23 protein-coding genes are annotated in these 26,775 nt (G+C 47.9%); 6 read left to right on the top strand and 17 right to left on the bottom strand.

Annotated features, from left to right (window positions below; translation table 11 throughout):
* Window positions 1–22: 22 nt before the first annotated feature.
* The 4 genes from ADU23_RS15225 to ADU23_RS15210 all read right to left on the bottom strand — a co-directional run bounded on the left by ADU23_RS15225 (window position 23) and on the right by ADU23_RS15210 (window position 5,106).
* Window positions 23–916, bottom strand: coding sequence for a carbohydrate ABC transporter permease (locus ADU23_RS15225; protein WP_053374503.1), 894 nt, complete (start codon window positions 914–916; stop codon window positions 23–25).
* Window positions 917–973: 57 nt separating this feature from the next.
* Complete coding sequence (locus ADU23_RS15220) at window positions 974–2,350, bottom strand: ABC transporter substrate-binding protein (RefSeq protein ID WP_231637402.1); 1,377 nt, start codon at window positions 2,348–2,350, stop codon at window positions 974–976.
* 169 nt (window positions 2,351–2,519) lie between these two features.
* Complete coding sequence (locus ADU23_RS15215; RefSeq protein ID WP_053374502.1) at window positions 2,520–3,578, bottom strand: GntR family transcriptional regulator; 1,059 nt, start codon at window positions 3,576–3,578, stop codon at window positions 2,520–2,522.
* A 151-nt stretch (window positions 3,579–3,729) separates the two neighbouring features.
* Entirely contained in the window at window positions 3,730–5,106 is a 1,377-nt protein-coding gene (locus ADU23_RS15210; protein WP_053374501.1) for an ABC transporter substrate-binding protein, read from the bottom strand.
* Between the two features lie 461 nt (window positions 5,107–5,567).
* On the opposite strand from ADU23_RS15210, the gene ADU23_RS15205 reads away from it, so the two are divergent.
* Complete coding sequence (locus tag ADU23_RS15205) at window positions 5,568–7,613, top strand: RICIN domain-containing protein (protein ID WP_053374500.1); 2,046 nt, start codon at window positions 5,568–5,570, stop codon at window positions 7,611–7,613.
* 86 nt (window positions 7,614–7,699) lie between these two features.
* Here the strand turns inward: ADU23_RS15205 and ADU23_RS15200 are convergent, their stop codons facing one another.
* Window positions 7,700–8,650 carry a hypothetical protein gene (locus ADU23_RS15200; protein WP_053374499.1) on the bottom strand — a complete coding sequence of 317 codons (951 nt, stop codon included), beginning with the start codon at window positions 8,648–8,650 and terminating at the stop codon, window positions 7,700–7,702.
* A gap of 239 nt (window positions 8,651–8,889) precedes the next feature.
* On the opposite strand from ADU23_RS15200, the gene ADU23_RS15195 reads away from it, so the two are divergent.
* The gene (locus ADU23_RS15195; RefSeq protein ID WP_053374498.1) at window positions 8,890–9,783 is read left to right on the top strand and encodes a copper amine oxidase N-terminal domain-containing protein; all 894 of its coding nucleotides are present in this window, start codon (window positions 8,890–8,892) and stop codon (window positions 9,781–9,783) included.
* A 102-nt stretch (window positions 9,784–9,885) separates the two neighbouring features.
* Here ADU23_RS15195 and ADU23_RS15190 read toward each other — a convergent pair whose 3' ends face one another.
* The 3 genes from ADU23_RS15190 to ADU23_RS15180 are packed head-to-tail and all read right to left on the bottom strand — an operon-like array spanning window position 9,886 to window position 11,254.
* Window positions 9,886–10,389, bottom strand: a complete 504-nt coding sequence (locus ADU23_RS15190; protein WP_053374497.1) for a GNAT family N-acetyltransferase — start codon at window positions 10,387–10,389, stop codon at window positions 9,886–9,888.
* A 42-nt stretch (window positions 10,390–10,431) separates the two neighbouring features.
* Window positions 10,432–10,710, bottom strand: coding sequence for a DUF2277 domain-containing protein (locus tag ADU23_RS15185; RefSeq protein ID WP_053374496.1), 279 nt, complete (start codon window positions 10,708–10,710; stop codon window positions 10,432–10,434).
* Window positions 10,711–10,723: 13 nt separating this feature from the next.
* Window positions 10,724–11,254 (bottom strand): GrpB family protein, encoded by a 531-nt coding sequence (locus ADU23_RS15180; protein WP_053374495.1) that lies wholly within the window; start codon window positions 11,252–11,254, stop codon window positions 10,724–10,726.
* A 255-nt stretch (window positions 11,255–11,509) separates the two neighbouring features.
* Between ADU23_RS15180 and ADU23_RS15175 the strand changes: the two genes are divergently transcribed.
* Both ADU23_RS15175 and ADU23_RS15170 read left to right on the top strand, forming a co-directional pair.
* Window positions 11,510–11,884 carry a winged helix-turn-helix transcriptional regulator gene (locus ADU23_RS15175; protein WP_053374494.1) on the top strand — a complete coding sequence of 125 codons (375 nt, stop codon included), beginning with the start codon at window positions 11,510–11,512 and terminating at the stop codon, window positions 11,882–11,884.
* A gap of 218 nt (window positions 11,885–12,102) precedes the next feature.
* Window positions 12,103–13,275 carry an MFS transporter gene (locus ADU23_RS15170; RefSeq protein ID WP_053374493.1) on the top strand — a complete coding sequence of 391 codons (1,173 nt, stop codon included), beginning with the start codon at window positions 12,103–12,105 and terminating at the stop codon, window positions 13,273–13,275.
* 94 nt (window positions 13,276–13,369) lie between these two features.
* Here ADU23_RS15170 and ADU23_RS15165 read toward each other — a convergent pair whose 3' ends face one another.
* The 3 genes from ADU23_RS15165 to ADU23_RS15155 all read right to left on the bottom strand — a co-directional run bounded on the left by ADU23_RS15165 (window position 13,370) and on the right by ADU23_RS15155 (window position 15,684).
* Complete coding sequence (locus ADU23_RS15165; RefSeq protein ID WP_053374492.1) at window positions 13,370–13,873, bottom strand: ferritin; 504 nt, start codon at window positions 13,871–13,873, stop codon at window positions 13,370–13,372.
* Window positions 13,874–13,968: 95 nt separating this feature from the next.
* Entirely contained in the window at window positions 13,969–14,190 is a 222-nt protein-coding gene (locus ADU23_RS15160) for a DUF1450 domain-containing protein (protein WP_053374491.1), read from the bottom strand.
* A 72-nt stretch (window positions 14,191–14,262) separates the two neighbouring features.
* Window positions 14,263–15,684 (bottom strand): S41 family peptidase, encoded by a 1,422-nt coding sequence (locus tag ADU23_RS15155; protein WP_053374490.1) that lies wholly within the window; start codon window positions 15,682–15,684, stop codon window positions 14,263–14,265.
* Between the two features lie 137 nt (window positions 15,685–15,821).
* On the opposite strand from ADU23_RS15155, the gene ADU23_RS15150 reads away from it, so the two are divergent.
* Window positions 15,822–16,628 carry a Cof-type HAD-IIB family hydrolase gene (locus ADU23_RS15150; RefSeq protein WP_053374489.1) on the top strand — a complete coding sequence of 269 codons (807 nt, stop codon included), beginning with the start codon at window positions 15,822–15,824 and terminating at the stop codon, window positions 16,626–16,628.
* Window positions 16,629–16,646: 18 nt separating this feature from the next.
* The gene (locus ADU23_RS15145; protein ID WP_197286068.1) at window positions 16,647–16,901 is read left to right on the top strand and encodes a cysteine-rich CWC family protein; all 255 of its coding nucleotides are present in this window, start codon (window positions 16,647–16,649) and stop codon (window positions 16,899–16,901) included.
* Here the strand turns inward: ADU23_RS15145 and ADU23_RS15140 are convergent.
* From ADU23_RS15140 to ADU23_RS15115, 6 genes are all read right to left on the bottom strand, one after another.
* Window positions 16,891–17,415 (bottom strand): phage tail protein, encoded by a 525-nt coding sequence (locus ADU23_RS15140; RefSeq protein WP_053374487.1) that lies wholly within the window; start codon window positions 17,413–17,415, stop codon window positions 16,891–16,893. The genes ADU23_RS15145 and ADU23_RS15140 overlap by 11 nt on opposite strands.
* Before the next feature lie 21 nt (window positions 17,416–17,436).
* On the bottom strand, window positions 17,437–17,940 hold the full coding sequence (locus ADU23_RS15135; RefSeq protein WP_053374486.1) for a phage tail protein: 504 nt from the start codon (window positions 17,938–17,940) through the stop codon (window positions 17,437–17,439).
* Window positions 17,941–17,952: 12 nt separating this feature from the next.
* Window positions 17,953–18,474, bottom strand: coding sequence for a phage tail protein (locus ADU23_RS15130; protein ID WP_157265802.1), 522 nt, complete (start codon window positions 18,472–18,474; stop codon window positions 17,953–17,955).
* 80 nt (window positions 18,475–18,554) lie between these two features.
* Entirely contained in the window at window positions 18,555–19,016 is a 462-nt protein-coding gene (locus tag ADU23_RS15125; protein WP_053374484.1) for a GNAT family N-acetyltransferase, read from the bottom strand.
* Between the two features lie 10 nt (window positions 19,017–19,026).
* Window positions 19,027–24,045 (bottom strand): S-layer homology domain-containing protein, encoded by a 5,019-nt coding sequence (locus ADU23_RS15120; protein ID WP_053374483.1) that lies wholly within the window; start codon window positions 24,043–24,045, stop codon window positions 19,027–19,029.
* Between the two features lie 234 nt (window positions 24,046–24,279).
* Window positions 24,280–26,718: an EAL domain-containing protein gene (locus ADU23_RS15115; protein ID WP_053374482.1), complete on the bottom strand. Its 2,439-nt coding sequence runs from the start codon at window positions 26,716–26,718 to the stop codon at window positions 24,280–24,282.
* Window positions 26,719–26,775: the final 57 nt, after the last annotated feature.

Genomic DNA, 26,775 nt, shown 5'->3' with positions numbered 1-26,775 from the left:
CGCAAACTGTGACGGTAAAGCATTAATCGTTATACACCCATTTTTTTGACAGTCGAAATTGAATGAGTGTAACGATGAAGATAATCAGTCCAAGCACCCATGCAATTGCGCTGGCATAACCCATATTGAAATACTTGAACGCATTTTCGAAAATATAAAACACAACGGTAGCCGCACTGTATTCCGGGCCGCCATCGCCTGCCAGCACGTAAATTTGGCTAAACGACTGAAACGCTCCGATAACACCCATAACAACAACGAAAAAATGAATATTCGTCAGCAGCGGAATCGTAATCAGCCACATCTTTTGAAACGCGTTCGCGCCATCTACTTCCGCGGCTTCGTAGTAAGTAGACGAAATCGATTGTAGCCCTGCTAAGTAAAGAACCATCGTGCCGCCAACGCCGCCCCATACCCCCATCAAAATCATGGAAGGCTTAATCCAATTCGCGTCGCCAAGCCAGTTTGGCCCCTGAATGCCAAACCAACTCCAAAGCGTTTGATTGAAAAGGCCAAAGTCTTGGTTCAAAATCCATTGCCACAGCAAGGATACCGCTATGATCGGTGATATAACGGGCAAGTAATAAATCGTCCGAAGGAACGATATGCCTTTGAGCGGACGGTTCATCATAATCGCAAGCAGCAGTGCCACGACCATCCCGATTGGGATCCCGAGCATCATAAATACGGTGTTATACAAAGATTTGTATACCTTCTCATCGTGAAATACCTCTACATAATTTTCAAAGCCTACAAATTTAGGCGGGGTAACCAAATCCCATGACGTGAAGCTAAGCCAAACCGAGTAGAGAAGCGGTGCCACTCCAAAAATGAGAAAGCCAAGCGCAGGGGGCGCTACAAACAAGTAGGCCCATGCGTATTCTTTGCGGATATAACTAGGTTTACTTTTTTTCATGCGTACACATCCTCGCACTAGCTATTCGTTATTTAAGTTCACTATGAAATCGTTGGTTTACTTATTGCCTTTGTCATAAAGCTCTTGAAGCTTCGGCTGCAATTCCTTCGCCCATTCCGCAGCCGTCATCTTGCCGTCATACACTTTGCCGGCCTCCTGCCACATCGTATCGATCCATTTGGTGTCCTTCGAGCCAAAATCAATCGTCGGGTGCCCGTAGTCTTCAATAATATCCAGAAATACTTGGCGGTTTGCAGGTGCTTTGTCATAGCTCACAAACTCGCCTTTTGCCATATCAATCAGGTTAGGCACCGCTTGGCCCAGCTCGTAGTTTTGCTTCTGTCCTTCATTATCAAGCGCAAGGAACGCTGCCAAGTTAAAAGCTTCCTGGGCATGCTTCGATTTGCTCGATACCGAATAACCCATCGATCCAACCCATGTGCCCGCTTTGCCTGTTGCCGGGTTCACCGGCCATGCCGCGATATCCCAGTCGAACGGCAAGTCCCAGAAGCCCGGTTGATCCCATGGCCCCATCGGGAACATGCCTACTTTGCCAGCCACGAAACGGGAGTAAGCGTTCATTGCTTTCTCATCCTCTGGCGACGGTGTCACGTTGTGCTTCAGGCGAAGGTCGGCTACCCACTGCATGGCGCTTGCGAATTCAGGCGTATCGATCGTGATCTTCCCTGTTTTGTGATCGATGAAATCTCCGCCGCTTGCCCATACCGCGCCTTCCAGCGTGAAGTTAGCTCCGCCGTAAATATCGACTTTACCGTCCCCATTCTCGTCTTTCGTCAGCTTCTTCGCGGCATCCAGCCAGTTATCCCATGTCCACTTGCCAACCTCCGCTGGCGGCAGCTCTACCCCAGCTGCTTCAAACATCGTTTTGTTGTACGCCATTGCCCACGGACCTACATCCTTCGGCAAACCATAGAGGTCGCCTTGCCCAACCATCTTTCCGTCATATCGGTAGCGATCCAGCGCTTGCTTCCATACGTTGTCCTCTTGGAACAGCTCTGTCGTTTCTAGAAACGGCTGCAAACTTTGGATCGTGCCAGCTTCCGCATATTTGAAAAATTGCGGCCCCGATACGTAGAATACATCCGGCGTTTTGCCTGATGCGATTAACGTCGACAGCTTTTGGTTGTACTCTGCCGGCGGCACGCTTGTATATTCGACCTTTACGTTCGGATATTTCGCTTCATACGATTTAATAAGCTTTGCGAAGATATCCTTCTCCTGCGGGCTGCCATGGCCCATGAACGAAATTTTCACGTTCTCTTTCGGCGCGTTTGCCGCGTTAGTCTCTTCCTTCGGCGTATTCCCGCTCGTCGCGGAACCGCTTCCATTATTGCCCGATGAGCAAGCCGTAAGCAGCATGACGAAGCATAGTATAAGTACGAGTCCAAGCTTTACCGATAATTTTCTATTCACTGCGTTGACGCCTCCCTTGTTATGTATAGATGCTTCCAAAATGCTGTAAGCGCTTAATATCATGGGTTTATTATAAGTTATATTGTTATATGTTTATATACTAAATAGAATATAAAAAAATACCCCGTACATAAAAGCTGTACGAAGGTATTTCCTCTTATTCTATCGCTTACTTTTTACAAAACTTTACCGGAACAACGATTCGCTGCGGCTCGTACTCTCCCTGTAATTGCGCATGAAGCAGCTCAACCGTCACTCTGCAGATCTCATCTTCATTTTGCTGCAAATACGATACGTCTTGAAAATCCGGTTGATCGAAGCAAACGAGCTCCATATCGTCCGGCACCGATTTTCTCAGCCGCTTAGCTGCATAATATGTATAGTTTGTCAGTTCTACGTTGACGACAAATGCGGCTGAAACCGCTGGCCGCTCACTCATGAACGACTCGATAATAGGCTGGGCGTTTCCGTTGGAAATATCCTCGATCTTCAAGATGCACCATAAATCCTTATCAATCGGCAGCTTCTTAGTGAGATAGGCTTTCTCAAACCCAATCAACCTCTCCTCGGTCGCCGTATTCGTAATTTCAGGTGTAATGAGCGCGATGTGCTCATGGCCGTTGTCCAGCAAATGGGTAATTGCTTGTTCCGTACCATTAACATTATCCGAGCTGACGCTGTAGGTTCGAATCTCTTTCAAAAAACGATCTATCAACACATGCGGAAATTTATCGAGCGATAGCCGCAAAATACTATCGTTATAGCGCTCCTCTTCCGTAGGGAAAACAATTAAACCGCGTACTCCGGAAGCTACCATCGATTCAATGGCTGCACTCTCTTCCACTTGTGACTCTCTCGTAATCCTAACCTGCAAGTTGTAACCGCTGGCCGTTACATACTTCTCGATTGAATCGAGTATTTTCTGGTCAACCTTAGTTTTCATGCATGGCAAAATAAGTCCGATAACGTCCCGTGCGCCGCTTGGAACCTCTACTGCTGTTGCCGCTTCACCATGCTGCCTTACAAACGTGCCTTTGCCCTGTACCCGGACAAGTACCCCTTCATCCGCTAATCCTATCAATGCGTTTTTACTCGTAATTTGACTAACCCTATATAGCTCCGCAAGTTCTTTCTCGGAGGGGACACGATCGCCGGGGCGAAGCTTGCCAGCTTTGATTTGACCTAGAATATCAACTTGAATTTGCTTATACAAAGGGTGATTTTTCATGGCGCCGCTCCATTCTTATATTAATATATTAAGTATACTAAATTAATCGTAACCTGTCAGCTTTAAGTTTATGTATGGATGGATGCATACAAAAAGCTGCGCCTTCAGGTTAATGACCCAAAGGCGCAGCTTCTTTGATTAAATACACAACTTACTTATTGCCTTTGTCATAAAGCTCTTGAAGCTTCGGCTGCAATTCCTTCGCCCATTCCGCAGCCGTTATCTTGCCGTCATACACTTTGCCAGCCTCCTGCCACATCGTATCGATCCATTTGGTGTCCTTCGAGCCAAAATCAATCGTCGGGTGCCCGTAGTCTTCAATAATATCCAGAAATACTTGGCGGTTTGCAGGTGCTTTGTCATAGCTCACAAACTCGCCTTTTGCCATATCAATCAGGTTAGGCACCGCTTGGCCCAGCTCGTAGTTTTGCTTCTGTCCTTCATTATCAAGCGCAAGGAACGCTGCCAAGTTAAAAGCTTCCTGGGCATGCTTCGATTTGCTCGATACCGAATAACCCATCGATCCAACCCATGTGCCCGCTTTGCCTGTTGCCGGGTTCACCGGCCATGCCGCGATATCCCAGTCGAACGGCAAGTCCCAGAAGCCCGGTTGATCCCATGGCCCCATCGGGAACATGCCTACTTTGCCAGCCACGAAACGGGAGTAAGCGTTCATTGCTTTCTCATCCTCTGGCGACGGTGTCACGTTGTGCTTCAGGCGAAGGTCGGCTACCCACTGCATGGCGCTTGCGAATTCAGGCGTATCGATCGTGATCTTCCCTGTTTTGTGATCGATGAAATCTCCGCCGCTTGCCCATACCGCGCCTTCCAGCGTGAAGTTAGCTCCGCCGTAAATATCGACTTTACCGTCCCCATTCTCGTCTTTCGTCAGCTTCTTCGCGGCATCCAGCCAGTTATCCCATGTCCACTTGCCAACCTCCGCTGGCGGCAGCTCTACCCCAGCTGCTTCAAACATCGTTTTGTTGTACGCCATTGCCCACGGACCTACATCCTTCGGCAAACCATAGAGGTCGCCTTGCCCAACCATCTTTCCGTCATATCGGTAGCGATCCAGCGCTTGCTTCCATACGTTGTCCTCTTGGAACAGCTCTGTCGTTTCTAGAAACGGCTGCAAACTTTGGATCGTGCCAGCTTCCGCATATTTGAAAAATTGCGGCCCCGATACGTAGAATACATCCGGCGTTTTGCCTGATGCGATTAACGTCGACAGCTTTTGGTTGTACTCTGCCGGCGGCACGCTTGTATATTCGACCTTTACGTTCGGATATTTCGCTTCATACGATTTAATAAGCTTTGCGAAGATATCCTTCTCCTGCGGGCTGCCATGGCCCATAAACGAAATTTTTACGTTCTCTTTCGGCGCGTTTGCCGCGTTAGTCTCTTCCTTCGGCGTATTCCCGCTCGTCGCGGAACCGCTTCCATTATTGCCCGATGAGCAAGCCGTAAGAAGCATGACGAAGCATAGTATAAGTACGAGTCCAAGCTTTACCGATATTTTTTTCTTCATTACGATGACGCCTCCCTTTTGTATTTACTGCGTGATACCACACTGCTTATCAGGTATGTCTGAGATGGATACATCTTGCCCGTTAATGAGCAAAGCCTGCATAACCTACTCAGATTTGCAAGCGCTTCCCTGATGAACCTCATTCTAGATTATATTGTTATAATTATAAATACTATATTTAGTATAAAAAAACAAAAAATCTCCTTTCCTTGTGCACGTCATCTCAAATAGAAGCATATTATCCCTTCGCTTTTTATATAAAAACACACTTTCTACTTATTTCCCGAACGTTTCAAGCCTCATTCCTTCGATATTATACTAATTTCAATATATATTTAAATACTAACATAATCTATAATCCATTTCGAAGCGCTTACATTAGTGTTGGAGGAGTTGATCAAACTTACGTGTAAATCATTTTTTGAATGACATTCAGCCTCATATGAAGGAGTCGGTACAATATGTTCTTACAGAAGAAGATACGTTTAACCGCATTCTCGCTAGGCTTGCTTCTTATCATCAGCATCCTGCTGCCTGCTTTTCAAGCTTTTGCAGCAGCAGGACTTGCTTGGCCATCCAATACCGCAGCTGTGTTCACTCCTGCTACTGGCGGCGTATGGTATCCTCGGTTGCTCAAGCTGAGCAATAACGATATTCTCGCTTCTTTTGATACGAATGTTGGCGGCGGTAAAACACGGATTATGATTTCACGGAGCACAGACGGCGGCCATAGCTGGTCCCCCGCTGCACAAGCTGCAGCAGATCCGAGCGGCGACGTGGGGAACGGCCAAATGCTCCAGCTGTCTAACGGTGACATTTGGCTCTCTTATCGCCTTGTCGTCCAATCTGGCTCCACCTTCACCACTTACCTTAGAACTAGCAAAAGCACGGACGGCGGCAATACATGGTCGGTACTGGCTAACGGTCAAATAGGATCGACCACCGCAAATTCCTTCAAAGGACTATGGGAGCCGCATCTTCAATTGCTTGGGAATACGATAGCTGTTTATTACGCAGATGACGGCCCGGTGGCTGCCGGTACTACAGGCCTTCAAAAGCTCATCATGAAAACATGGTCAGGTAATGGCTGGAGCGCAGAAACGGTAGTCAGCGATGGCGTTGCCGCGGGCTCAAGAGACGGTATGCCGGTCATTGCTCAGATGGCAGACGGCAGATATATTCTTGTCTTCGAAGCAACAGATGTCGCGGGTCATCCTTTTGTCATCAAATACAAAATTTCATCCGACGGCTACAACTGGAATGTGCCCCGGCAGACGATGTATGTTCCATCCAAGCCTGGCAAGAAAGCCGGCGCGCCATTTGTCGTAAAGCTGGGGGATGGGCGGCTGCTCGCCTCTTTCCAAACCGATAATGACAGTACAAATACGGGCGATTCATACTCGTCCATGTATACCATGATTAGTTCAGATAATGGAGCAACGTGGCAATACCGCTCCAATATTTTTCCAGTCAGCGACTCCACTAACTCTAATTGGAACGCCTTGCTGCCAGTTGACTCTACTCATGTGCTTGCTGCTACAAGCTCCGATTATCCAAGCAGCGGCGTCTATGTTCGCTTCGGCCATGCAATCACGCCATCAAACACCAATCTGCTGACGAATTGGAGCTTTGAAACGGCTAATGCAAGCGGCTGGACGACATATGGCGATGATTATCCCGCGCGCATTAAAGTACATGGCACGAACGATGGTGTCGGCGTGCCCGCCGCTCATGGCAATTATTTTATCGGATTAGCCGGAATAAGCGGGCCTGCAACCGCCTACGTCGGACAAACCATTAGCGGCCTTGATAACGGCAGCTATTCGCTTCGCGCGTATATGCGAAGCAGTGGAGGGCAAAGCACATGTGTCGTAGAAGCTAAAGATTTTGGGGGAACGATGCGCCAAGAAAACTGCCCGGTTACAACGGCATGGACGCCAATTTCACTCCCAAACCTTGCCGTTACGAACGGGCAAGCAACCATTGGTTTTTTTGTATCCAATACGAATGCAAACCAATGGGTTGACATTGACCGGGTTGAATTTGTTCGAAACGACAGCTATAACGGGATCGTCTCAGGCGGAGTTTATAAGCTCGTGAATACAAACAGCGGCAAAGCGCTAGAGGTAGACGGATGGGGAACCACAAATGGCGCTAACGTTCAAATCTGGACGGAGGGGAGCAGCCAAGCGAATCAACTTTGGCAAATTACGCATGTCGGCGGCGGAGCGTACAAGCTCATTAACGTGCATAGTGGAAAAGCGCTTGATGTCAGCAGCTTAGGAACAGCGAACGGCTCCAACGTCCAAATCTGGGATTATGCAGGCAGCGCTAATCAACATTGGAAGCTTATCGATACAGGCAGCGGTTATATGAAAGTAATGGATGGAGGTAGCAACAAAGCGCTTGATGTTGCCGGCTCCGGTACGGCCAATGGTTCCAACGTTCAAATATGGGATGATCTCGGTAACGGTGCCCAAAGATGGATGCTTATTCGAGTAAGTTGACCTACCGCTAGCCCAGAAGCAGAAAAAAACGCCTGTAGGAAAAACAGCTGAGCAGAGTTAGCCTCTCCGCTCAGCTGCTTCCTATTTTAGCCTTGGCTGATGATATACCGAAAACTTTCAAAATATGAAGTCCGACCGCTTTCCACTCGCCTTGCATGATCATAAAAACTAAAAGAAAATTTAAAAACATGGCCAAAATCCCAATTGCTCTCGCTATGATCCTTCGTCCAAAACTTTTGCTCGTCCGGCAGAAACTCCGCCCTTGCTGATTGTTGCAGCGGCAGCTGATCGACAGGTGAAACCAGCTTTACTTCATCTCCCGGATTTACATGGCGGCTGCTGCGCAAAACTTTTATCATTTTGAGAAGCGGCGGCAAACCCCTCTTGAAATATGAAACATGGCCAAGACAATATAAAATGTTCAATGCATGAGAAAAAGTGAGCATATGGCCCATTAAATCATGATGCGATTCCGCCCGGTATATGACTTTAAAATCGGATAATTGCTCCAGCACAAAAAGCGAGAGAGCATTGGCATCGTCAATCCTTGGAAAGTTATCCTCCTCTGTGATTTCCAATCTTTTTACTTCGGAAGCCGAATAGCCAATCCATGATCGTCCTGGAATGGTTTTTTCAAATGAGCGAATGAGTTCGGATATTCCTGAAAGATCATCATCAGACCCCCAGCCATTAAGCTCATGAATGGCCAATAAACTTAAGGCGCTATAAATGACGTTATGACCTACCCAGTGGAGTTGATCGATTGTGTGATCAAGAGCCCCAAGTATGACGGTTTCTGCTTCTTCAACATTGCTTCTAAGACGGTTATATTTACTCGTTGCACCATTATTTGCGATCATAGCTCTGGATTGAGAAAATACGTTTTGCCCAAGCTCCACACCCAAATTATTGTCTTTTACAAAAAAATAACTAGCGATAGCTGCAGCACCAAAATGGGCATGCCAGATGTCGCCGGTTTCTTTTTTACAGGTTGAAATGACTGAAAGCCCATCTTCCAATATTCTTTTGTCCAGCATGAATGTTCTTCCCCCTTGCTGCCATTTCCTCTGTTCTATCTTCACAGCTCTATTTTATTAACCGTTCATAGATAATTTCATAAGCCGTAGGTTTTCCATGCCATTTTAGTGTGTAGGCAAAACCTGGCATGTTCATCACATTTGCATTTTTCCACATGAGAGACTCATCTTGCAACTTTTTACAAAAAAATGCGTTATTGAAACTGGGAACTATTAGAATAAATAAGGAGGCTTCATTTTTGAAAAAATGGATACAAGCAACAGCCGCTTCGCTTTCGATCATGGGAATGCTGGCTGCCGGAGCAGCAGTCTCCGCCGCCCCCCAGAAACCAACACAAGTCTACATTGACGGCGAGCTGCAAAAGGATGTATTAACCGTAAAGCAAAGAACGATGGTGCAGCTAAAAGCTTTTAACGATCCGGCTAACCTAACCTATTCTTATGAACAAGCCACCAAGACGATCGTCATCGTCAATAAAACAAATAAAACAACCGTGCGCCTGAAAAGCGGAGCCACAACGGCTGAAGTTAACGGCAAAAGCGTCAAACTGGATGCCCCTGTCACGATCAAAGACGGCAGAACCTATCTGCCCCTTCGCTTTATTTCAGAAACGCTGGGAGGAGTATTGAAGTATAGCACTACGGATAAAAGCGTAATTGTGCGCACTCCGTCCGGCGAAGAACGCTTTAACATCCTTATGCACGGAGATTTAGCAAAAGCTCGCGAAATTGCCATTCATTATCCAAAAACGTATGCGGGTAAAGAAATTCAAGCTTCGGGAGAAGGATATACATTCGCTTATACTTTTCCAAAGGGAGAAGCGCTGCGTTTTGAGTATCAATATAAAGGGCTGATCAATTATACCGAAATAAATCAGGATGGCATTGCAGTCGTAAAATGGCAAAATGATTCATACGGAAGTAATGGGGAAGTGGGCACACGGCATGAGGCTTTTGGCGAATCCGTCTATTTCACTAAACATTTGATGCTTGATAAAAACGTGTACGGAACGATCGATAGTCAAGGCAAAAGCACCGAGCTTGGCTTTACCGAGTACAGCTCGAACAAAGATTTAGCGGATGTCATGATCATGCCTATCGACGGAGAAGTGCGGACAGACCAGCAGAAATAACAATTGCATTAGCTAGATGAACATAAAAAAGCAACGGCAGGCTAGAGCCTGAAAGCAATGCCCTGGCCTGCCGTTCATTTAAACCCTTCATTCGCGATTAAATTAGAGCTTTAAAACCATCATTTCCTCATCAAAATATTGCCCATTGAACTTCAAGGCGTTCCGCTCCACGCCATAGACCTCAAACCCAACAGACTCGTAAAGCTTCTTCGCGCCGCCGTTTTGAGAGACAACGGTTAAGTTCACTTGCTCCAAGCCATCACAAGCTTTTGCCCTTATGAGCAGTTCAAGCATGAGCAGCTTCCCTAGCCCCTTGCCACGCATTTCTGGCGCTACATACATCCCGTAGACATTGCCTTTATGGGCCGTTTTCATGCCGCTTTCGCGCATAAAAGCGACCATTCCAACTAACATCCCTTTTGCATCAAAAACACCCAACACAAATTTGTCCTTAGTCGGTTTTATTCGTTCTTCCACCGTTTCAAGCGTAAATCCCGCTTCTCTTTCAAAGGTTGACCCAAATGCATCCGGGCTGGCCTTAAGCGAGCTTAACCGCAATTGCTGGTACAATGGAGCATCGGATTTATCCAATATACGTATATCCATTTGCTGACTCTCCTTATTGAACGCCTTAAACACGCTTTGGAGCTACTCCGTACTCGTTCCGAAACGTTGTGCATTTCTGGCGCGGGCACGCTCGATCTCGACCTCGCGGTTGCGAGATTCCGCGTTAGTTACAAGGGATTCCAGCAGCGTGCGGGCGGCTGCGGCAACCTCCTCAACGGCACGATGAAAGGCTTCCTCATTCGCCTGCGACGGCTTGTTGAAGCCGGAGAGCTTCCTAACGAATTGGAGCGAAGCCGAGTGGATCTCTTCCTCTGTCGCCGGCGGATCAAAGTTAAATAACGTTTTAATATTTCTGCACATGTCCTTCTCCCTTTTAATCGGTATTTTGTTGTTCCGAAGCGTAGATGATCGACTTATCCACTAAAGCTTGAACAAATGCTTCTTTGCCTGCTTGATATTTATGAATATCATCTGGAAACTTTTCCGCTAATTCTAATTTGAGCTTACCATATCGCGCAGCTTCCTCGGGATGGGCGAGCATGTACGCTTTAAAGTCTAGATGTGTTTTAATGTTTATATTTCCTGCTTCAAATATATGTACATGATGGGTTCTGCTGTTTCCCCCTTTTGTAAAATACCGCCTCCCGGCAATGCCTTGCTCCCCCCTGGCGGAATAGCCTAGCTCAGCCATTTCTTGCTCATATAAATCCACTCTGCCGATTTCCTTGACGACAACCAATAGGTCGATCGTCGGTTTAGCATACCCAATCGCTGGAACTGCCGTACTTCCAATATGAAAAATGTCTATCTGCTCCGGATGCAGGATACGCTTCATTTCAGCCGCTTCTAAAATGTACAGCTCATTCCACTTTTCTGTCCATGGCGCTATTACCGTTCTTCGCATCGATTCTCCGCTTCTATTCCTCATCTAAGATCGATCAGATCCCGAATGAGCTTATTATTTATCTTCACGTAAATGCCTCAAGCTCGTATAAAATTGTACCATAACCATTTCTACCCAGATAGACGTGCCTAGGGTGGAAAAGTTGCTCGAACGATTGACATGATCAAAAGCGCAGTATCATAATGGTAGCATAAAATAATGTTACCTATCCTGCTCTACTCTAGCTTGGCTAATTATGAATGAGGAGGACATCTCATGGCCGATCAAGCCAGCCTGCCTGGCGACTGCAAGGAAAATGCCGGATCCAGCATCTGCGAAGTGCTGCAGATTTTGGGCGCCAAATGGGCGTTCCTCGTTCTTGAAGAGCTGCTAAGGGGACCGCAGCGGTTCAATCAGCTCCAGCGGAATGTAGCCATCGTCAAGACCCAATCCCTTACGGATACCCTTCGCCATTTGGAAAAAAACGGACTCGTATTGCGCGAGGTTTTTCCAACTGTGCCTGTTACGGTGGAATACTCGCTTACGGAGAAGGGCCGCGATTTCCAAACCGCGTTGATGGAAATGGAAAAATGGGTACAAAAGTGGGGCAATACCGTGCAAACCGCTTCACCTGCTGAGAAGTTATCTTAAATGCTTTCCATATGGGGCCGTCAGGGGATTTGATCCTCTGGCGGTTTTTTCATGGAAATCGGTTCAGCAACTTACTTAAAGTTAGTTAATCCATATAAATGGATGATGTCCAACCATTTTGCGTTCTTACTTATGTAAAGTAACTTGATTATAATTCAAATAAGCATTACACCGGACGCGGTTAGCTGCCTGAATACAAGTAGAGAGGATTAACCCATATGAACCGTATCGTCATTTATATTTTAACGATAGCAGTTTTCTTGACCGCTACATCGGAGCTAGTCGTTGCCGGCATTTTAAATACACTGGCAAGCCAAATGCAGGTGTCCGTCGCTCTGGCTGGCCAGCTCATTACCGCTTACTCGCTCGCGTTCGCGATTGGAACACCAATCGTCGTATCGTTAACGGCGCGAATAGGTCGCAAAGAGCTTCTTTTACTTGCTATGCTTGTCTTCATTGCCGGCAATCTCACTTCATTCTTCAGCTTTGGCTTTACGCTGCTGCTTATTTCACGGCTGATACTGGGCGTAAGCTCCGGCGTCCTGCTGGTAGCCGCTTTCAGCGCTGCCGCGAAGCTGGCCACGCCTGAGAAGATCGGCAGCGCAATCGGAACCGTTATTCTCGGCTTTAGCACGGCTATGATTTTGGGAATACCAATCGGCATCGCCCTTACCGATATGTTCAGCTGGCGAGTGATCTTCCTCTTACTAGCCGTAGGCAGCATCGTTATTCTGATCGGCATGGCGCTCTTGCTGCCGAAAATCGAAGGAGACGCCCCTGTTCCCTTCCGCAAACAATTCACCGTCCTCGCAAATCCAGTTATTCTGACCGCGCTGCTGCTCGTCCTATTCAGAGAAGCCGGGAACTCTATTATGTTCACGTATTTGACTTCTTTTCTCGATTCGATCCTGCATAGGAGCGTATCCTCCACCATGTTCATCATGCTGGCATTCGGAATAGCCGGCGCAATCGGCTCCCGTCTAGGCGGATCTGCCGTAGACAAATGGGGGAGCGTACGCATAATGGTCATCAGCATGGTTTCCCATGTCATCACGCTTGGCCTGCTGCCGCTTGCGATCCGCTCATTCCCTGTTGCGATAACCCTTTTATCCCTGTGGGTCATGTCCATGTTCATTATGGGCCCTGCTACACAAACCTACTTCATCGAGAAAGCGCCGCAGTCCTCTAACCTTGTCATCAGCCTGAACACTTCCGTGACCCAAATCGGACTTGCGATAGGCGCAGGAGTCGGAGGGATAGCCGTCACATGGAATGAAACTGTTTTATATAACCCGTGGATGGCAAGTGCTGCACTGTTTCTGGCTTTCATTGCTGCAATCATTTCCTTCCAGAAGAGCAAAAAAACAAACAGCGCTCCTTCCGTTCACTAACTACAAATATAAAAGAGACCGTCTTTCTCAGGTAGAGTTTTCTACCCGAAAAGGACGGCCTCTTCGTTATTCGCTAAACGCAAGCTTGTTTTCCTTATAGCGCCGGAGGCGTGAAAGAACGAGTTGCAAACTCAGCGTCGAGCATATAGAAAGCGTTGCTGTCTTTGTCGATCCGCTTCAGCTTATGAATGATATTATCAAACAGCGCCTCTTCTTCAACCTGCTCGTCGATAAACCATTTGAGGAAGTTAATTGTCGCATGCTCACGATCGCTAATCGCAAGATCAGACAGATTGTAGAAGCGTTTCGTATTTTGCTGCTCGTGTCCATAGCCTTGCTCGAATGTGTCCAGGATGGACGCGTAATCGTTATTTGGCTCTCCAAGAGCCGAAAGTGTAGCACGGCGGCCACGGTCGTTTAGAAATTTGTATATTTTCATAGCATGAAACCGTTCTTCCTCAGCTTGTACAATGAAGAAGTTTGCGAAACCGTCCAAGCTCTCGCCCGAACAATACGCTGCCATTGCAAGATACACATGCGCAGAATAAAATTCAAAATTCATCTGTTCATTTAAAGCTTCTGCTAATCCATCATTCATGCTCGTGCACCTCAGCTTTCCTAGATTGTACTTATTCTAACATAAAAATAAAGAACGGCAAATGCCGTTCTTGTAAATGTATCCATTTTTATTGGTTATCCGATCATTTTTTTCAATCGTTTGTAGAGCTTCTCTGGAGACGGCGCGCTTACCGTCTTCGACTTAATGACGACGAAGCACTCTAGCTTGCAGGTTTTGCAATCGCCGAGGCAATCGCTTTTCTTCTGCTTGATATCCGGATATCGGCTTTTCATCGCCTTATAAATCGGCTCTGATCCATTCCTTAAATTCCGTTTGCAATATTTGATCTTCTTCATCCGATTCACCCCGCAGCGCAACGAAGGATTTGCTTCCTACTTGATGATAATGATTATCATCCCCGTTGTCAACTACGATTTTTTTAGAACCTCTAATCCTTTAAGCAGCTGGCTGTCCTCGCGTCCAAGCTTCTCGCGCAGCCGCTCCAGCAGCTGATAGCCCGTCTTGTCGTTAAAGCTGCCTGTAGCCTCCAGCTTCTCAGCGGCTTGGAACTTGCGCATCGCTTCAGCAGTCTGCTTGTCGAACATACCCACCTGCCCCGTAGGACCGTAGCCTAGCTCCTTCAGCATCAGCTGCAGCGTCTTCACATCCTCGCCGTAGCTTCCCACTTTCATATCTGAGCCGATGGCAAGTGGTCTCAGCTTCGTATACTCGGGAAGATTGACCGCGAAATCCGGCGAAACGCCTGTTTTGTTGATCCAGGTTCCGCCAGGCGTCTTCCACTGCGCCTCCGTTAAGCTTAAAACCGAGCCGTCCTTAAATTGATTAAAGGCTTGCACGACGCCTTTGCCATACGTTTTTTCTCCAATGACGGTAGCTCCCGCCGATTCCTTCAATGCGGCTGTCAGCACCTCGCTGGCGCTCGCGGATTGCCCATTTACGAGCACCGCAATCGGCACCGTCCACTCCTTCTCTTGCTTGGATTTGTAAGTGATCGTCTGGCGCTCATTTTTGTATACGACGTTCAAAATCACTTTATCCTTCGGAATCAGCGTGCTCGCAATTTTGATGGTCGGCTGCAGCAAGCCTCCCGGATTCGAGCGCATATCAAGCAGCAATCCTTTAAGCGGCTGCTTCGCCTGCAGCTCTTTAAGTGCTGCCTCGAATTCATCCGCTGTTTTCTCGGCAAAGCGGCTGATCGTCACATGGCCAATCCCGCCCTCCAGCATCTCGGAGGTAACCGTATGGACCGGAATAGCTTCCCGCTTCAGCGTCAGCGCAATCTGCTCGACCTGATTCGGCCTCTGCACCTTGAGGGAGACCGACGTGCCTTCCTTGCCTCTAATGACGCTCAGAAGCTCCTCAAACGTCTTCCCGCTCAGTTTCTGATTATCTACCGAGATGATGATATCGCCCGGCAGCAAGCCGCCGCGCTCGGCAGGAGCGCCCTTCGTCAGCCCGCTTATGACGAACTGGCCTTCCTCCTCGCGGATTTCAGCGCCAATCCCGTATATTTGGCCTTCATACGATTCGGTATACGCATTGCCCTTCTCCTCTGCTAAATACCGGGAGTAAGGATCCTCAAGGGAAGCGACCATGCCGGCAACCGCTCCGTTAATGAGCTTCTTCGGCTCAGCTCCGTTTAAATAATCATTTATAATTTTGTTGTAGGACACTGTAAATTGCTTGAATACCGGCTCCTTCAGCATCGGATATCGATTGCCCGTCCATAGCAGCCCAAGCGCGAAGCCTACGGCTGTAAACAAAATAGCGCCCAGCACGCAGAGAGTCAGAAATCGTTGTTTTGACGCCGCTGAAGTAAAATTGTTCATCTGTTCATCTCCTCTAAAGTTATACAAAGCAAAACTTGCTTCGTAAGCATACGCAAAGTCTTGTATGTGTGGATCATTTTAGCTACAATCAACCTAATCTAAAATTTAGAGAGCTGGAGAGGAGCTTCACTGCTAGTATGTATAAACTTATTGCAATTGATGTTGACGACACCTTATTGACGGATGACCTAACCGTAACGGAAGGCACGAAGCGTGCGATGGAGGCTGCCATTGCGCAGGGTGTGACGGTTACGCTCGCAACAGGCCGCATGTTTGCTTCCGCTCAAAAGATTGCCAAGCAAATTGAACTCAATGTTCCTATTATTACTTATCAGGGAGCCCTCGTCAAAACTCTGCTCGACGGGCAAGTGTTATATGAGCGCAACGTGCCTATCGATGCGGCCAAGGAGCTGCATGCCTACGTCGAAGCAAATGGCCTTCACCTGCAGCTTTATGTGGATGACGAGCTGTACGCAACAGAAGATAACGATAAAATAAAGGCTTATTCCAAGCTCTCCAACATCCCTTACAAAATAGAGCCTGACTTCAATAAACTGATTGATTTTCCGATGAACAAAATGCTTATCATCGACGATCCCGCTCGTCTCGATATAATTGCCGAGGAGCTAAAGCTGCTTATTGGCGATCGCGTGCACATTACAAAATCGAAAGCGCACTATCTGGAGTTTATGCATAAGGAAGGCACGAAGGGACATGCCCTGCGGTTTATGGCCGAGCACTTAGGCTGCACGATGGACCAAACGATTGCCCTCGGCGATGCATGGAACGACAATGAAATGATTATTGCTGCAGGCCTTGGCGTAGCGATGGGCAACGCGATTCAATCCCTTAAGGATATCGCGGATTATGTCACGCTATCGAACAATGAGGAAGGCGTGCGTCACGTCATCGAGAAGTTCGTCCTCCAATCATCCGCTGTGTAAGCACACGATTGGCACAATATGCGAAACAGCCCCTTCGCCAGAAGCGAAAGGGCTGTTTCTTTAAGAAGGGAGCATCTAACCATGAATTGTCCGATATGCGGTAAGCCGAATGAGTGCGGGATCAAAGCTGTACAAGAAGAAGCAGCGGATTGCTGGTGCTTTCGCGAAAATTTCCCTAAGTCTCTTCTTCAACAGGTTCCGGAAGCCGATCGCAATAAAGCCTGCATATGCAAGTCATGTGCAATGGCCCATCAGAATCAGACTAAGACCTAGGAGGAAATATACCCGTTAAGGCGATGATAAAGTTTAATCCTAAATAAGGCTGCATATTATTATGAGGCGAGCTTTGTCCAGCTATTCCGATTGCCAGCGGACTCATTGGCTGAGCAGGGGAATTGCCGTACAAAGCAGGCACCCCCCGGCCCTGTGCTAAGCCCGCCCATAGTGCATCGGCAGGTAGATTCGCATTGCTAACGGCTACTGCGGCAGGAGCATGAGAGTGGCTCGGAATTTCATTCGTCAACAATGTGACATTCGGGTCACCGTCCGCTTCTCCTTGCGTACGCTCAGTTAGCCCAGGACCTTGTCCCTGCTGCATAGGCGCCCTGCCTCTTAGATCAGGAAGGGCAAAGTTTGTTTTACCGTCTCCGCCGTACATCGTGCCCAATATTGAAAATAAAGCTGTATTTTGTGATAACGGCAGCAATTGCCCGTCACATATTGCCCAGCCTCTAGGAGCAAAGTTTCCTGCAAAAATACGAATTTCACCTACATAGGGATCAGCCATTATTATTCCTCCTAACCGTTTCTAGTTACGTGATGGAAATATTCCGTTTGTGCAAATGCAATAATTCATGGCTAAATACGGCTGCATATTAGAGTGCGGCTGGCTTCCTCCCGCCGTTGAGAGCGCATTTGGACTCATCGTCGTATTCGGTGTAGTAGCATATGACCCGCTGTTAACACCCGGTACAGCCCAAGCATGACCGATAGGCGAATATTCGGAGGCTGTCTTCTCCGTTCCTTGCGCAATATGGTTATGGGCCGGCATCTCACTATACGTTAGCGTATGTGCCGCTTCTCCCGCCTTTCCCCCCAAATTAATGCCATTTCCAATGTGGACAGGCGCTCTTCCTCTTAAATCAGGCAATGCGAAAGTCGTCGTGCCATTTCCCCCATAGGTCGTTCCCAAGATCGAAAATAAAGCTTGGTTCTGGTTAATCGGCAAAAGCTGGCCTTCGCAAGCCGCCCAATTTTTTGGAGTAAATCCAAAACCAAATAATCTGATATCGCCAATAAATGACTCTGCCATTCAAATGCCTCCTTAGTTCTGTTGTGGGAATACGCCTGCAAGCGAGATGATAAAATTAACCGCCAAAAACGGCATCATATTATTATGCGGCTGATTTCCTCCGGTAGGAGTAATCGATTGCGGATCCATCACGCCTTCGGATGCTGCGCTTGAATACATGTTTTTAGACATTTGAGCAGCCCATACGCCGGCACTCGGCGAGGTTTGGTTGCCTGCGGCATCCGAGCCGTTAACGGGGTGCGTATGAACGGGAAGCTGGATTGCCGTTAATGTCACGCTCTCCGTTCCCCCTGCTTCACCCAAAATATAAGTCTTTCCTGATTGTGAATCCCTGCCTGTGCCAACCGGTATCCGGCTTGCCAAATTCGGCAGGGCAAAAGTCGTTACTCCGTCGCCGCCGTACGTTGTTCCCAGCAACATGTACAAAGCATCGTTTTCAGCAATCGAAAGCATCCCACCGTTGCAAAGAGCCCAGCCCTGCGGAGCAAAATTACCTGCGAACATTCGAATTTCCCCTAAATAAGGTACCATTATCGTATCCCCTCGCCCTTCTTGAAGTTATGGATCTATAAGAAATCGGTCAAAAGCACAACCGACAGCTTCGTTATGGATGCCTATCCTTGCCAGCGCATATGCTCATAAAGCTCGTCCTCCAAGAAAACGGTGAAGCCCAGCCTTTTATATAACCGCTTGGCAAGGTTATCACGCAGCACGGTTAATTTCAGGGGAAGCCCAGAAGCCCGGGCCTCCTCCTGAAGCATCAGAATAAGCTCCGTGCCTATTCCCTTATTTCGATATGAAGCAGTTAAAATGATATCTACCAGCACCCGATCTGATTCTGTAGCAGCTGTGCGAAGCATGCCGACAGTCTGATCTTCCACTTTAATAAGCTGAATATGACTTACTGGAAACTGCATCCGATAGGATTGCTGCTGAAATCGGAACTGCATGGCGAGAAACGTTTGCAGCTCCGCTTCCCCCCAGCCCCAAGCTGCCACTTCCTCACCGCGGTTCTGGGCAAAAAGCTCGAACAATACCGGCTCGTCCGCCAATGCCTCCTCCAATGTAAAACGCATAGCCATCTCCTTAAATAAATTGGCCAGCTTGCAGCAGCTTAACGATTACCGCAGCCAGCTGTTCTCTAGTCATCGGTTCGGCTGGCAGCAGTTGATCGTTGCTTCCGTTCACGATTCCGAGAAGCACCGTAAGTCTAACAGACGCTTGCGACCAGCTCTTCAGCTCATCCTTATCCCCAAAGGAGGCAAGCCCTTGATCCAGCTCCGCTTGAGTGAACCCAGGCTTCAGCTCCATCAGGCTAAATGATCGAGCCAAAATGACCATTGCTTCCTCGCGTGAAATTTTTTCGTTTGGACGGAATGAACCGTCAGCATAACCGCTAATTAAGCCATACTCCGTGGCAGCGGCCAAGGAAGCGGCATACCAGCTATCCTCGCTTACATCTGAAAAGGATTTTGCTCCAGCTTCCTTGTATAGACCAAGTGCTCCAGTAATAATCGCCGCAAATTCGGCGCGGGTAACGCTGCGGCTCGGCTCAAACGTCTCATCGCCGGTCCCTTGTATAATTAGACGCCCTGCTAATTCTTCAATATACGGCTTGGACCAGCCGCCAACATCCCCGAATGCCTTCTTGTAATCGATAAGAGTAAAGATGCCATTCGCGAAGCTGTTCACCTTAATTTCAAACTTGCCGGCATTATGGCTGATCTTCGTTGGAACATGTACCAGCTTTCCATTTGGCAGAAGAAGAACAGCTGTTTTGGGCTGTTTGCCTTTTAGCTCTTCCTGTCCATAAGAGATCGTGATATAACCTTTTACCGAAGACAAGATTATGCGGGCATTTCCATTTTGGAAGTAGAGCTGGTAGCTCATAGGCGTTACTAATAAGGAATAGCCCTTATCCTTCGCGAGTTTTTCTATTTTTGCTCCATCAGCCTCGTCCGCTTTTTTAATTTCAATCTTCAGCTGAGCGCCAGCATCAGTCCAATCCGTTAAGACATCCCGGATCGCGGATGAAGATAACCCGTAGCCTGTTCCGCCTTGTACTAGCTTTATCGTTTTCCCGCTTTCATTAAGTTGTTTAAGTAACGCTGCATCCACTGCTAATTCAACATTATGGCTCGTAGCTCCTACGTCAATCGTCAACTCATTATCTTTTACATTTCTAATTAATTCCGTTAGCTGCTTGCCATCTAGCGACACAACAAGCACTTGTTTCCCGTCTTTCAGCACAACTTCCACTTTAACGCCCGGCAGATTGCCAGCTCCTTCTATCGTAACCAGAGGTGTCGTTGAACCTCCGCTTCCGCTTCCGCTGCTAGCAGGCGGATTATTTACGATAGTGACCGTAGCTGTGTTGGAATCCGCTTTACCGTCATTCGCTTTATAGGTAAAGGTTACATTCTCGTAATAGCCCGCTTCAGGCTCAAAGCTGAATTTGCCGGTAGCCGCATCAAGCGTTAGCTTGCCCTTCGATGGCTGTCCAACAACGGCAAAAGCAATCGCATCCCCATCTACATCCACCGCCGCAAGCTGCCCCTCAATCTTCGCGCTGCCTGTAGTGGAGTAGGTCGCATTGGCGACAGTTGGCGCATCATTTACGGCAGCAACCGCGATTATCATTTGAGCTGAACGCTCAGCTTGAATCGCTTGTGCAGAACCGCTCCATTCAAAGCTCGTTTGGCCGAACCAATTCAAAGCCGGAAGAAAGGTAAGCTTAGCAAGGCTTGCAGCCGTAAGCTTGTCATTTGCCGCTACGTCGGAACCGTCAAGCTGCAGCTTGCCGTTAGCCGGAAGCGTATCAATCGTGATTTCATTAAGCAAAGAGCCGTCTGCATTGCTATATAAGAAGTCGTCTCCGCTGAAATGGAGCGCCGTATCCTCCGAACCGGTTACGCTGCTTTCACGCAGGACGGGAGATGAGCGATACATGATCGTATCCGAAACGATCGTCTTATTGCCAGCCGCGTCCACTAGCTCCAAGTAAACCTTCTTCTCTCCGTAGCCGTTCGAGAGCGCCCAATCCGCTAAAGACACGGCCTTCCACATCGCTGCGTCGTTGGACAGCCGCGCTGTATACTCATTCGCATCTGTGCTGGTAATCGTCAGCGTTACAAGTCCATGCGTAGTTTCTGCATCTCCGTTATTGATCATGATGCTTCCGCTTGGCGGCGTTTTATCGATTGTAAAAGCGACCGTCACGCTGTTGCCGTACGCATCCGTCACAACGAGTGAATAGGCGCCTTCCGCTGATAGGCTGCTGCCGCTTGTATAGCTATTGCCGTTCAGCTTAGCCGACACGCCTGTATGGTTATCTGAGAAGACTGGCTGAACATCCGTTTTATAAAAAGCGCCGTCCGTTACCCCGCTCACTGCCGGCAACGTCTTATCGATGCTGAAGCTTACGGTTGCCACATTGCCCGCCGCATCCGTTACGATAAGCGTGTAATCGCCTTCCGCGCTTACGCTGCTCCCGCTAGCAAAGGCTGAGCCATTCAGCGTCGCCGTGCCTTCATTAAACGTTAGGGTCGCCGTCCGGTTAAGCTTATCTCCGTTGCTCACGCCGGTTACGATAGGCGCTGCCTTATCGATTGTAAAAGCAACCGTTGTGACATGTCCCAGCGCATCCGTTACGACCAGCACGTATGTACCTTCCGCGCTGATCACAGAACCGCTTGCAAAAGCATTCCCGTTTAACGTGGCCGTGCCTTTGTTAAAGGTCAGCGTAACATTCGTATTAACCAAATCCCCGTTCGCAATGCCGGTTACAACAGGAGCCGTTGTGTCCAGCACGATCGTGTCGCTAAAGACGGCAGCATTTCCGGCCTCGTCCGTCAGCTTCACATACACGGTTTTGATTCCATCGCCGCTGCTCAGCGTCCAAGCTTTGCTGCTTGCCAAAGCTTCAGCCGTGCTCCAAGTGGCATTATCATTCGAAAAAGCGATCGTCAGCCCATGCAAATCGGTTCCCGTTACAGCCAGCGTGACTGACGCTGAGGCCGTTTCAGCTGCGCCACCCGCAATTACAACGCTTCCGCTTGGCGGCGTTTTATCGATTGTAAAAGCGACCGTCATGCTGTTGCCGTACGCATCCGTCACAACGAGTGAATAGGCGCCTTCCGCTGATAGGCTGCTGCCGCTTGTATAATCATTGCCGTTCAGCTTAGCCGACACGCCTGTATGGTTATCTGAGAAGGCAGGCTGAACATCCGTTTTATAAAAAGCGCCGTCCGTTACCCCGCTCACTGCCGGCAACGTCTTGTCGATGCTGAAGCTTACGGTTGCCACATTACCCGCGGCATCCGTTACGACAAGCGTGTAATCGCCTTCCGCGCTTACGCTGCTCCCGCTAGCAAAGGCTGAGCCATTCAGCGTCGCCGTGCCTTCAGTGAACGCTATCGTCGCCGTCCGGTTAAGCTTTTCGCCATCGCTCACGCCGGCTATAACCGGCGGCACCGTATCTAGAACAATAGTGTCCGTGTACCCAGCCGTGTTTCCTGCTGCATCCTTTAGCTGCATGTAAACCGTTTTCTCGCCATCCCCATCCGTTAAAGACCAGCTCTTGCTTGCAGCTGCTGCAATCCAGTCCGCTTCGTTCCAATCCGTTCCATCGTTCGAGAAACGCATCTGGACGGCATTGCTATCCGATGAAGTAATCGTTAAAGCTACAGCTTTACGATTGATAGCGCTCTTGCCATTCTCGATCGAGAGGCTGCCGCTTGGCGGAGTTTTATCTACGGTGAAGTCTAGCGTCGTCACATTTCCGTACCCATCGTTTACGATCAAGGTGTAACTGCCCTCTGCTGTAATCGTTGACCCGCTCGTATATGAGGATCCATTTAGCGTTGCTGACAGCACTGCGCTAGGATTAGAGTCACTGAACGTAGCAACCACATTTTGACTATAGAACGAGCCGTTTGTTATGCCTGAAATCGTTGGCGCCGTCTTGTCAATGCTGAAGCTCACGGTCGTACTGTTTCCAGCTTTATCGGTTGCCACAACCGAGTAGTCGCCTGCGGCACTAACAAGGAGCGGCCCGCTGCCAATTGAACCACCGTTCAAGGTCGAGGATTGCAAATTGGCGTCTGTAATCGTGATGATAACCGATTGATTCGTTTTCTGCAGATGGCTCACTCCGCCAATAACAGGAGCTGTAGCATCCAATATAATCGTATCGCTAAAAGTGGATATATTGCCTGCTTGATCGCTCAGCTTCATATATACCGTCTTTATCCCGTCTCCAGCAGAGAGCAGCCAAGACTGGGCAGCGCTAATCGGCGCTTTAGCGCTCCAAGTCGCATTATCATTCGAAAATTGAGCCTCAACGGCGTCACTCTCTGGATCTGAAAACGTTAAAGATAGCGTGACGCTAGTATTTTTCGTATATAAGTCCCCATTATTAATCGCTATAGTGCCTGTCGGCGGCTCATTTGCCTTATAGACATACTCTAAATAGGGAACGCCTATATTGCCGCTCTCACGTTCATTCAGCATAATAATATTTTGCACAATGCCTGTTGCGCCAGGCAAAGCATCCCCGGCAGTTGGTCCTGTCAATACGAAAGAAGCCTGACGATCCGAATCTGCAAGCTGATTTTTTATAAACGCGGTGACATCATAGTCCAGCAAAAGCCCGCTGCTTGAGCCTGCAAAATCAAACGATTTTTTTCCTAAAAAATCAATTCCGGCATTGTAAGCCGGCAGATCGCTAATGGATATTCCGGCCTCGCTCCAATTGTCGCTGGAGGATCCATATACATTAATATAAGGGTCTACGTTAGATTGCGCGCGCGAAACATACCCATTCAAAATAGGAATAACAAGCTTAACCGATTCTAGCGTTTTATTGGCATTAATGCCCGTTAACGAATAATGCAGGTAAGTCTTGTGCTCCCCATAAGCAGCATCATACCCTACATAATTAAGGCCATTTTCTCCATTAAAAACCATATTCCCATCGTAAAATTTGTCCTTGGACGGATAAATGGGCGGCTGCGGCGCATCAGCGATGACGGCTGTAAGCGATACTTGCTGCAGCAGCATAATGACCAGCGATGATATTAATACCATGGCTACATACTTCTTCAATGTCGTTTCCTCTTTTCTTTGCGGAATATACAAATTTAGCAATCTATCACATATAGCAAAAAAATGATTTAATATAACAGACTGCTATTCAAAACTATGGATAACTCTCTTACAAAAAATACATTAACATAAAATGTATATATTTACATCAGACTTTCTGTCTAACAAAAAAAAGAACATTCAAATGTGAATGCTCTCTTTTAAACTTCTATTTCATCTCTATCTACTATAGGATTAAACATTTACAGTTCGCCGGGGTACAAAAAAGGCTTCCTCCACATCATTTGCGGGCAAAGGCTTGCTGAAATAATAGCCCTGAATCTTTCCGCATTCATTATCCGTTAAAATATCAAGCTGGTCCTTCGTCTCAATGCCCTCCGCAATGACTTCCATATTCAAATGCTGCGCCATCGCAATAATCGTCGCTACAATCGCTTTATCATCATTGTTCTCGGTAATATCCCGGATAAAGGAGCGATCAATTTTCACCTTATGAATCGGGAACATTTTCAAGTAGCTTAGGGAGCTGTATCCTGTACCAAAATCATCCAAGCTGATCTTAATGCCATATTCGTTTAACTGGTTCAAAATTGAGCTTGAAACAGTGGCGTCCATCATCATGCTCTCCGTTATTTCCAGCTCCAAATATTGCGGCTCCAAACCCGTCTCCTCTAAAATAGCCATAATATACTCCGCGAGCTTTGGCTGATGGAACTGCTGCGAGGATAAGTTCACCGAAATCGGAATGAGCGGCCCTCCCTCTTCATGCCATTTGCGCATCTGCATGCAAGCCTCGCGCAGTACCCACGTTCCCATCTCGTAAATGAGCCCCGTTTCCTCCGCAAGCGGGATAAAGATGGCCGGAGACAGCAACCCTTTTGTTGGGTGCATCCAGCGCGCAAGCGCCTCAATTCCGATCATCGCATGATCCTCTGTCCGAATTTGCGGCTGGTAATGAAGCAGCAGCTCGCCGCGTTCGATCGCTTTTCTCAGATCGCTTTCCAATTCGATTTTTTCCTGCAAAATTTGATCAAGCTCGTTAGTGAAAAACTGATAGCCGTTTTTCCCTCTTTTTTTAACCTCATACATCGCCGTATCGGCATTTTTCAGCAGCTGCACGGCATCTTGTCCATCGCCAGGAAAAAGTGCAATGCCTATGCTCGCTGATACATAAAAATCGCTGTCCTTCAGTCTATAAGGAGCTTGAATGAAGCTGATAATTTGATTCGCGAGCGACTTGATCGTCTCCTGCGAGTCGTAATCGCGGCATAGCAGCGTAAACTCATCGCCGCCCATACGTGCGAGGACGACGTTATGCCCTGCTGCCGATTGCTGAATCCGCATGCTGACTTCTTTCAGAAACTGATCGCCGATGGTGTGGCCTAACGAATCGTTGATCATTTTGAAACGGTCGATATCAAGCACCATAACGGCAAACGGTGATTTGCTTATGCTGCTTTCTTCGATCGCTTGAGCAATGGCTTGATTGAACATGCGCCGATTCGGCAAGCCCGTAAGCTCGTCGTGGAATGCCAAATGGCTTATTTTCTGCTTCGCTTTTATTTCTTCCGTTATATCTTTAAAAATAATGTAGCTTCCGACTACGGTGCCATCCACTATTACGGGAACATTCGAGACGCTTAGCTCAACCCTGACGCCGCTCCTTCGGATAATGGCAGTCTCGTGGCTTGTCGTTTCGCCTTGGAAGGCTTTGTGGAACATCTGCTTTACCTGTTCCTGATCTTCGCTGACAATAATGGAGCTCAGTGAAGATATGAATTGCTGATTGACCTCTTTGGCGCTGTAGCCCGTTATTTCCAAGGCAACAGAGTTAAAACCGATGACGCGCTGCTGCAAATCGACGGAAACGATGCCGTCCTGACTGTTTTCATATAAGGACTTGTACCATTTTTCGTTTTGCTCGATCTCAAGATCCTTGATGGCAATCCGCTTTGAAATATAGATGCCGAACAATGATAAGCCAAGCGTTAAAAATATGCCGACTGCAATAAAATACGCGAGCCATTTTTGATCCAAAATGACGCCGTAAAAAAGAGCAGACTTGCTGCTGTTGTGAAAATTCGCCGCTGCCATGCCTGTATAATGCATACCGACAATCGCAGCGCCCATTATCGCTCCGCTGCCGAGCTTCATCCAAAACTCCCCGCGCTGCCCGCCTTTGCGGAAATAAAACGCCAGCCATAATGCGGCAACAGAGGCGCCAAATGCAATAAGTATAGATAAAACAAAAATAACCGGATTATATGTAATATGGATGAGTATGGCCGCCATTCCGACATAATGCATGATCGAAATGCCGGTAGCAAGCAATAAGCCGCCGCCTAGCAGTTGAATGCCGGTCAGCTCTCTGCCGCCGACGACGTACAGTGCAATAAATGAAGCAACGATAGCCGCAATGACGGATAACAGCACGATGATCAAATCATATTTGATAACTATGGGCAGGTTAAAGGCAAGCATGCCGACAAAATGCATCGACCAAATTCCCATCCCCATCGCTACCGCACCAAAAAGCAGCCAGCCGAGTCGCGTTTTCCCCTTGGAGGTGCTAACTCTTCCAGCTAAATCAAGTGCCGTATACGAAGCCATCACCGCAATAATATATGAGAAAAATACTAATATACTATCGTACGAACCGTGAATATGCTCCATTTCATCCCCTCTATTCTATGTAAAATGACTATAAGTCAGAGCATTCTTCCATTATAC

Origin of the sequence: Paenibacillus sp. FJAT-27812 (assembly GCF_001273905.1) — a bacterium.
Taxonomy (GTDB): domain Bacteria; phylum Bacillota; class Bacilli; order Paenibacillales; family Paenibacillaceae; genus Pristimantibacillus.
This window is presented reverse-complemented; position numbering and strand designations above follow the sequence as displayed.

Bases quoted from the DNA above. Each gene is read 5' to 3' on its own strand.
- ADU23_RS15170 (WP_053374493.1), top strand. From the start codon at position 12,103: ATGAACCGTATCGTCATTTATATTTTAACGATAGCAGTTTTCTTGACC.
- ADU23_RS15185 (WP_053374496.1), bottom strand. From the start codon at position 10,710: ATGTGCAGAAATATTAAAACGTTATTTAACTTTGATCCGCCGGCGACA.
- ADU23_RS15115 (WP_053374482.1), bottom strand. From the start codon at position 26,718: ATGGAGCATATTCACGGTTCGTACGATAGTATATTAGTATTTTTCTCA.
- ADU23_RS15125 (WP_053374484.1), bottom strand. From the start codon at position 19,016: ATGCGTTTTACATTGGAGGAGGCATTGGCGGACGAGCCGGTATTGTTC.
- ADU23_RS15140 (WP_053374487.1), bottom strand. From the start codon at position 17,415: ATGGCTGATCCCTATGTAGGTGAAATTCGTATTTTTGCAGGAAACTTT.
- ADU23_RS15210 (WP_053374501.1), bottom strand. From the start codon at position 5,106: ATGAAGAAAAAAATATCGGTAAAGCTTGGACTCGTACTTATACTATGC.
- ADU23_RS15175 (WP_053374494.1), top strand. From the start codon at position 11,510: ATGGCCGATCAAGCCAGCCTGCCTGGCGACTGCAAGGAAAATGCCGGA.
- ADU23_RS15135 (WP_053374486.1), bottom strand. From the start codon at position 17,940: ATGGCAGAGTCATTTATTGGCGATATCAGATTATTTGGTTTTGGATTT.
- ADU23_RS15160 (WP_053374491.1), bottom strand. From the start codon at position 14,190: ATGAAGAAGATCAAATATTGCAAACGGAATTTAAGGAATGGATCAGAG.
- ADU23_RS15155 (WP_053374490.1), bottom strand. From the start codon at position 15,684: ATGAACAATTTTACTTCAGCGGCGTCAAAACAACGATTTCTGACTCTC.
- ADU23_RS15200 (WP_053374499.1), bottom strand. From the start codon at position 8,650: ATGCTGGACAAAAGAATATTGGAAGATGGGCTTTCAGTCATTTCAACC.
- ADU23_RS15225 (WP_053374503.1), bottom strand. From the start codon at position 916: ATGAAAAAAAGTAAACCTAGTTATATCCGCAAAGAATACGCATGGGCC.
- ADU23_RS15180 (WP_053374495.1), bottom strand. From the start codon at position 11,254: ATGCGAAGAACGGTAATAGCGCCATGGACAGAAAAGTGGAATGAGCTG.
- ADU23_RS15215 (WP_053374502.1), bottom strand. From the start codon at position 3,578: ATGAAAAATCACCCTTTGTATAAGCAAATTCAAGTTGATATTCTAGGT.
- ADU23_RS15150 (WP_053374489.1), top strand. From the start codon at position 15,822: ATGTATAAACTTATTGCAATTGATGTTGACGACACCTTATTGACGGAT.
- ADU23_RS15190 (WP_053374497.1), bottom strand. From the start codon at position 10,389: ATGGATATACGTATATTGGATAAATCCGATGCTCCATTGTACCAGCAA.
- ADU23_RS15205 (WP_053374500.1), top strand. From the start codon at position 5,568: ATGTTCTTACAGAAGAAGATACGTTTAACCGCATTCTCGCTAGGCTTG.
- ADU23_RS15145 (WP_197286068.1), top strand. From the start codon at position 16,647: ATGCGAAACAGCCCCTTCGCCAGAAGCGAAAGGGCTGTTTCTTTAAGA.
- ADU23_RS15165 (WP_053374492.1), bottom strand. From the start codon at position 13,873: ATGAATGATGGATTAGCAGAAGCTTTAAATGAACAGATGAATTTTGAA.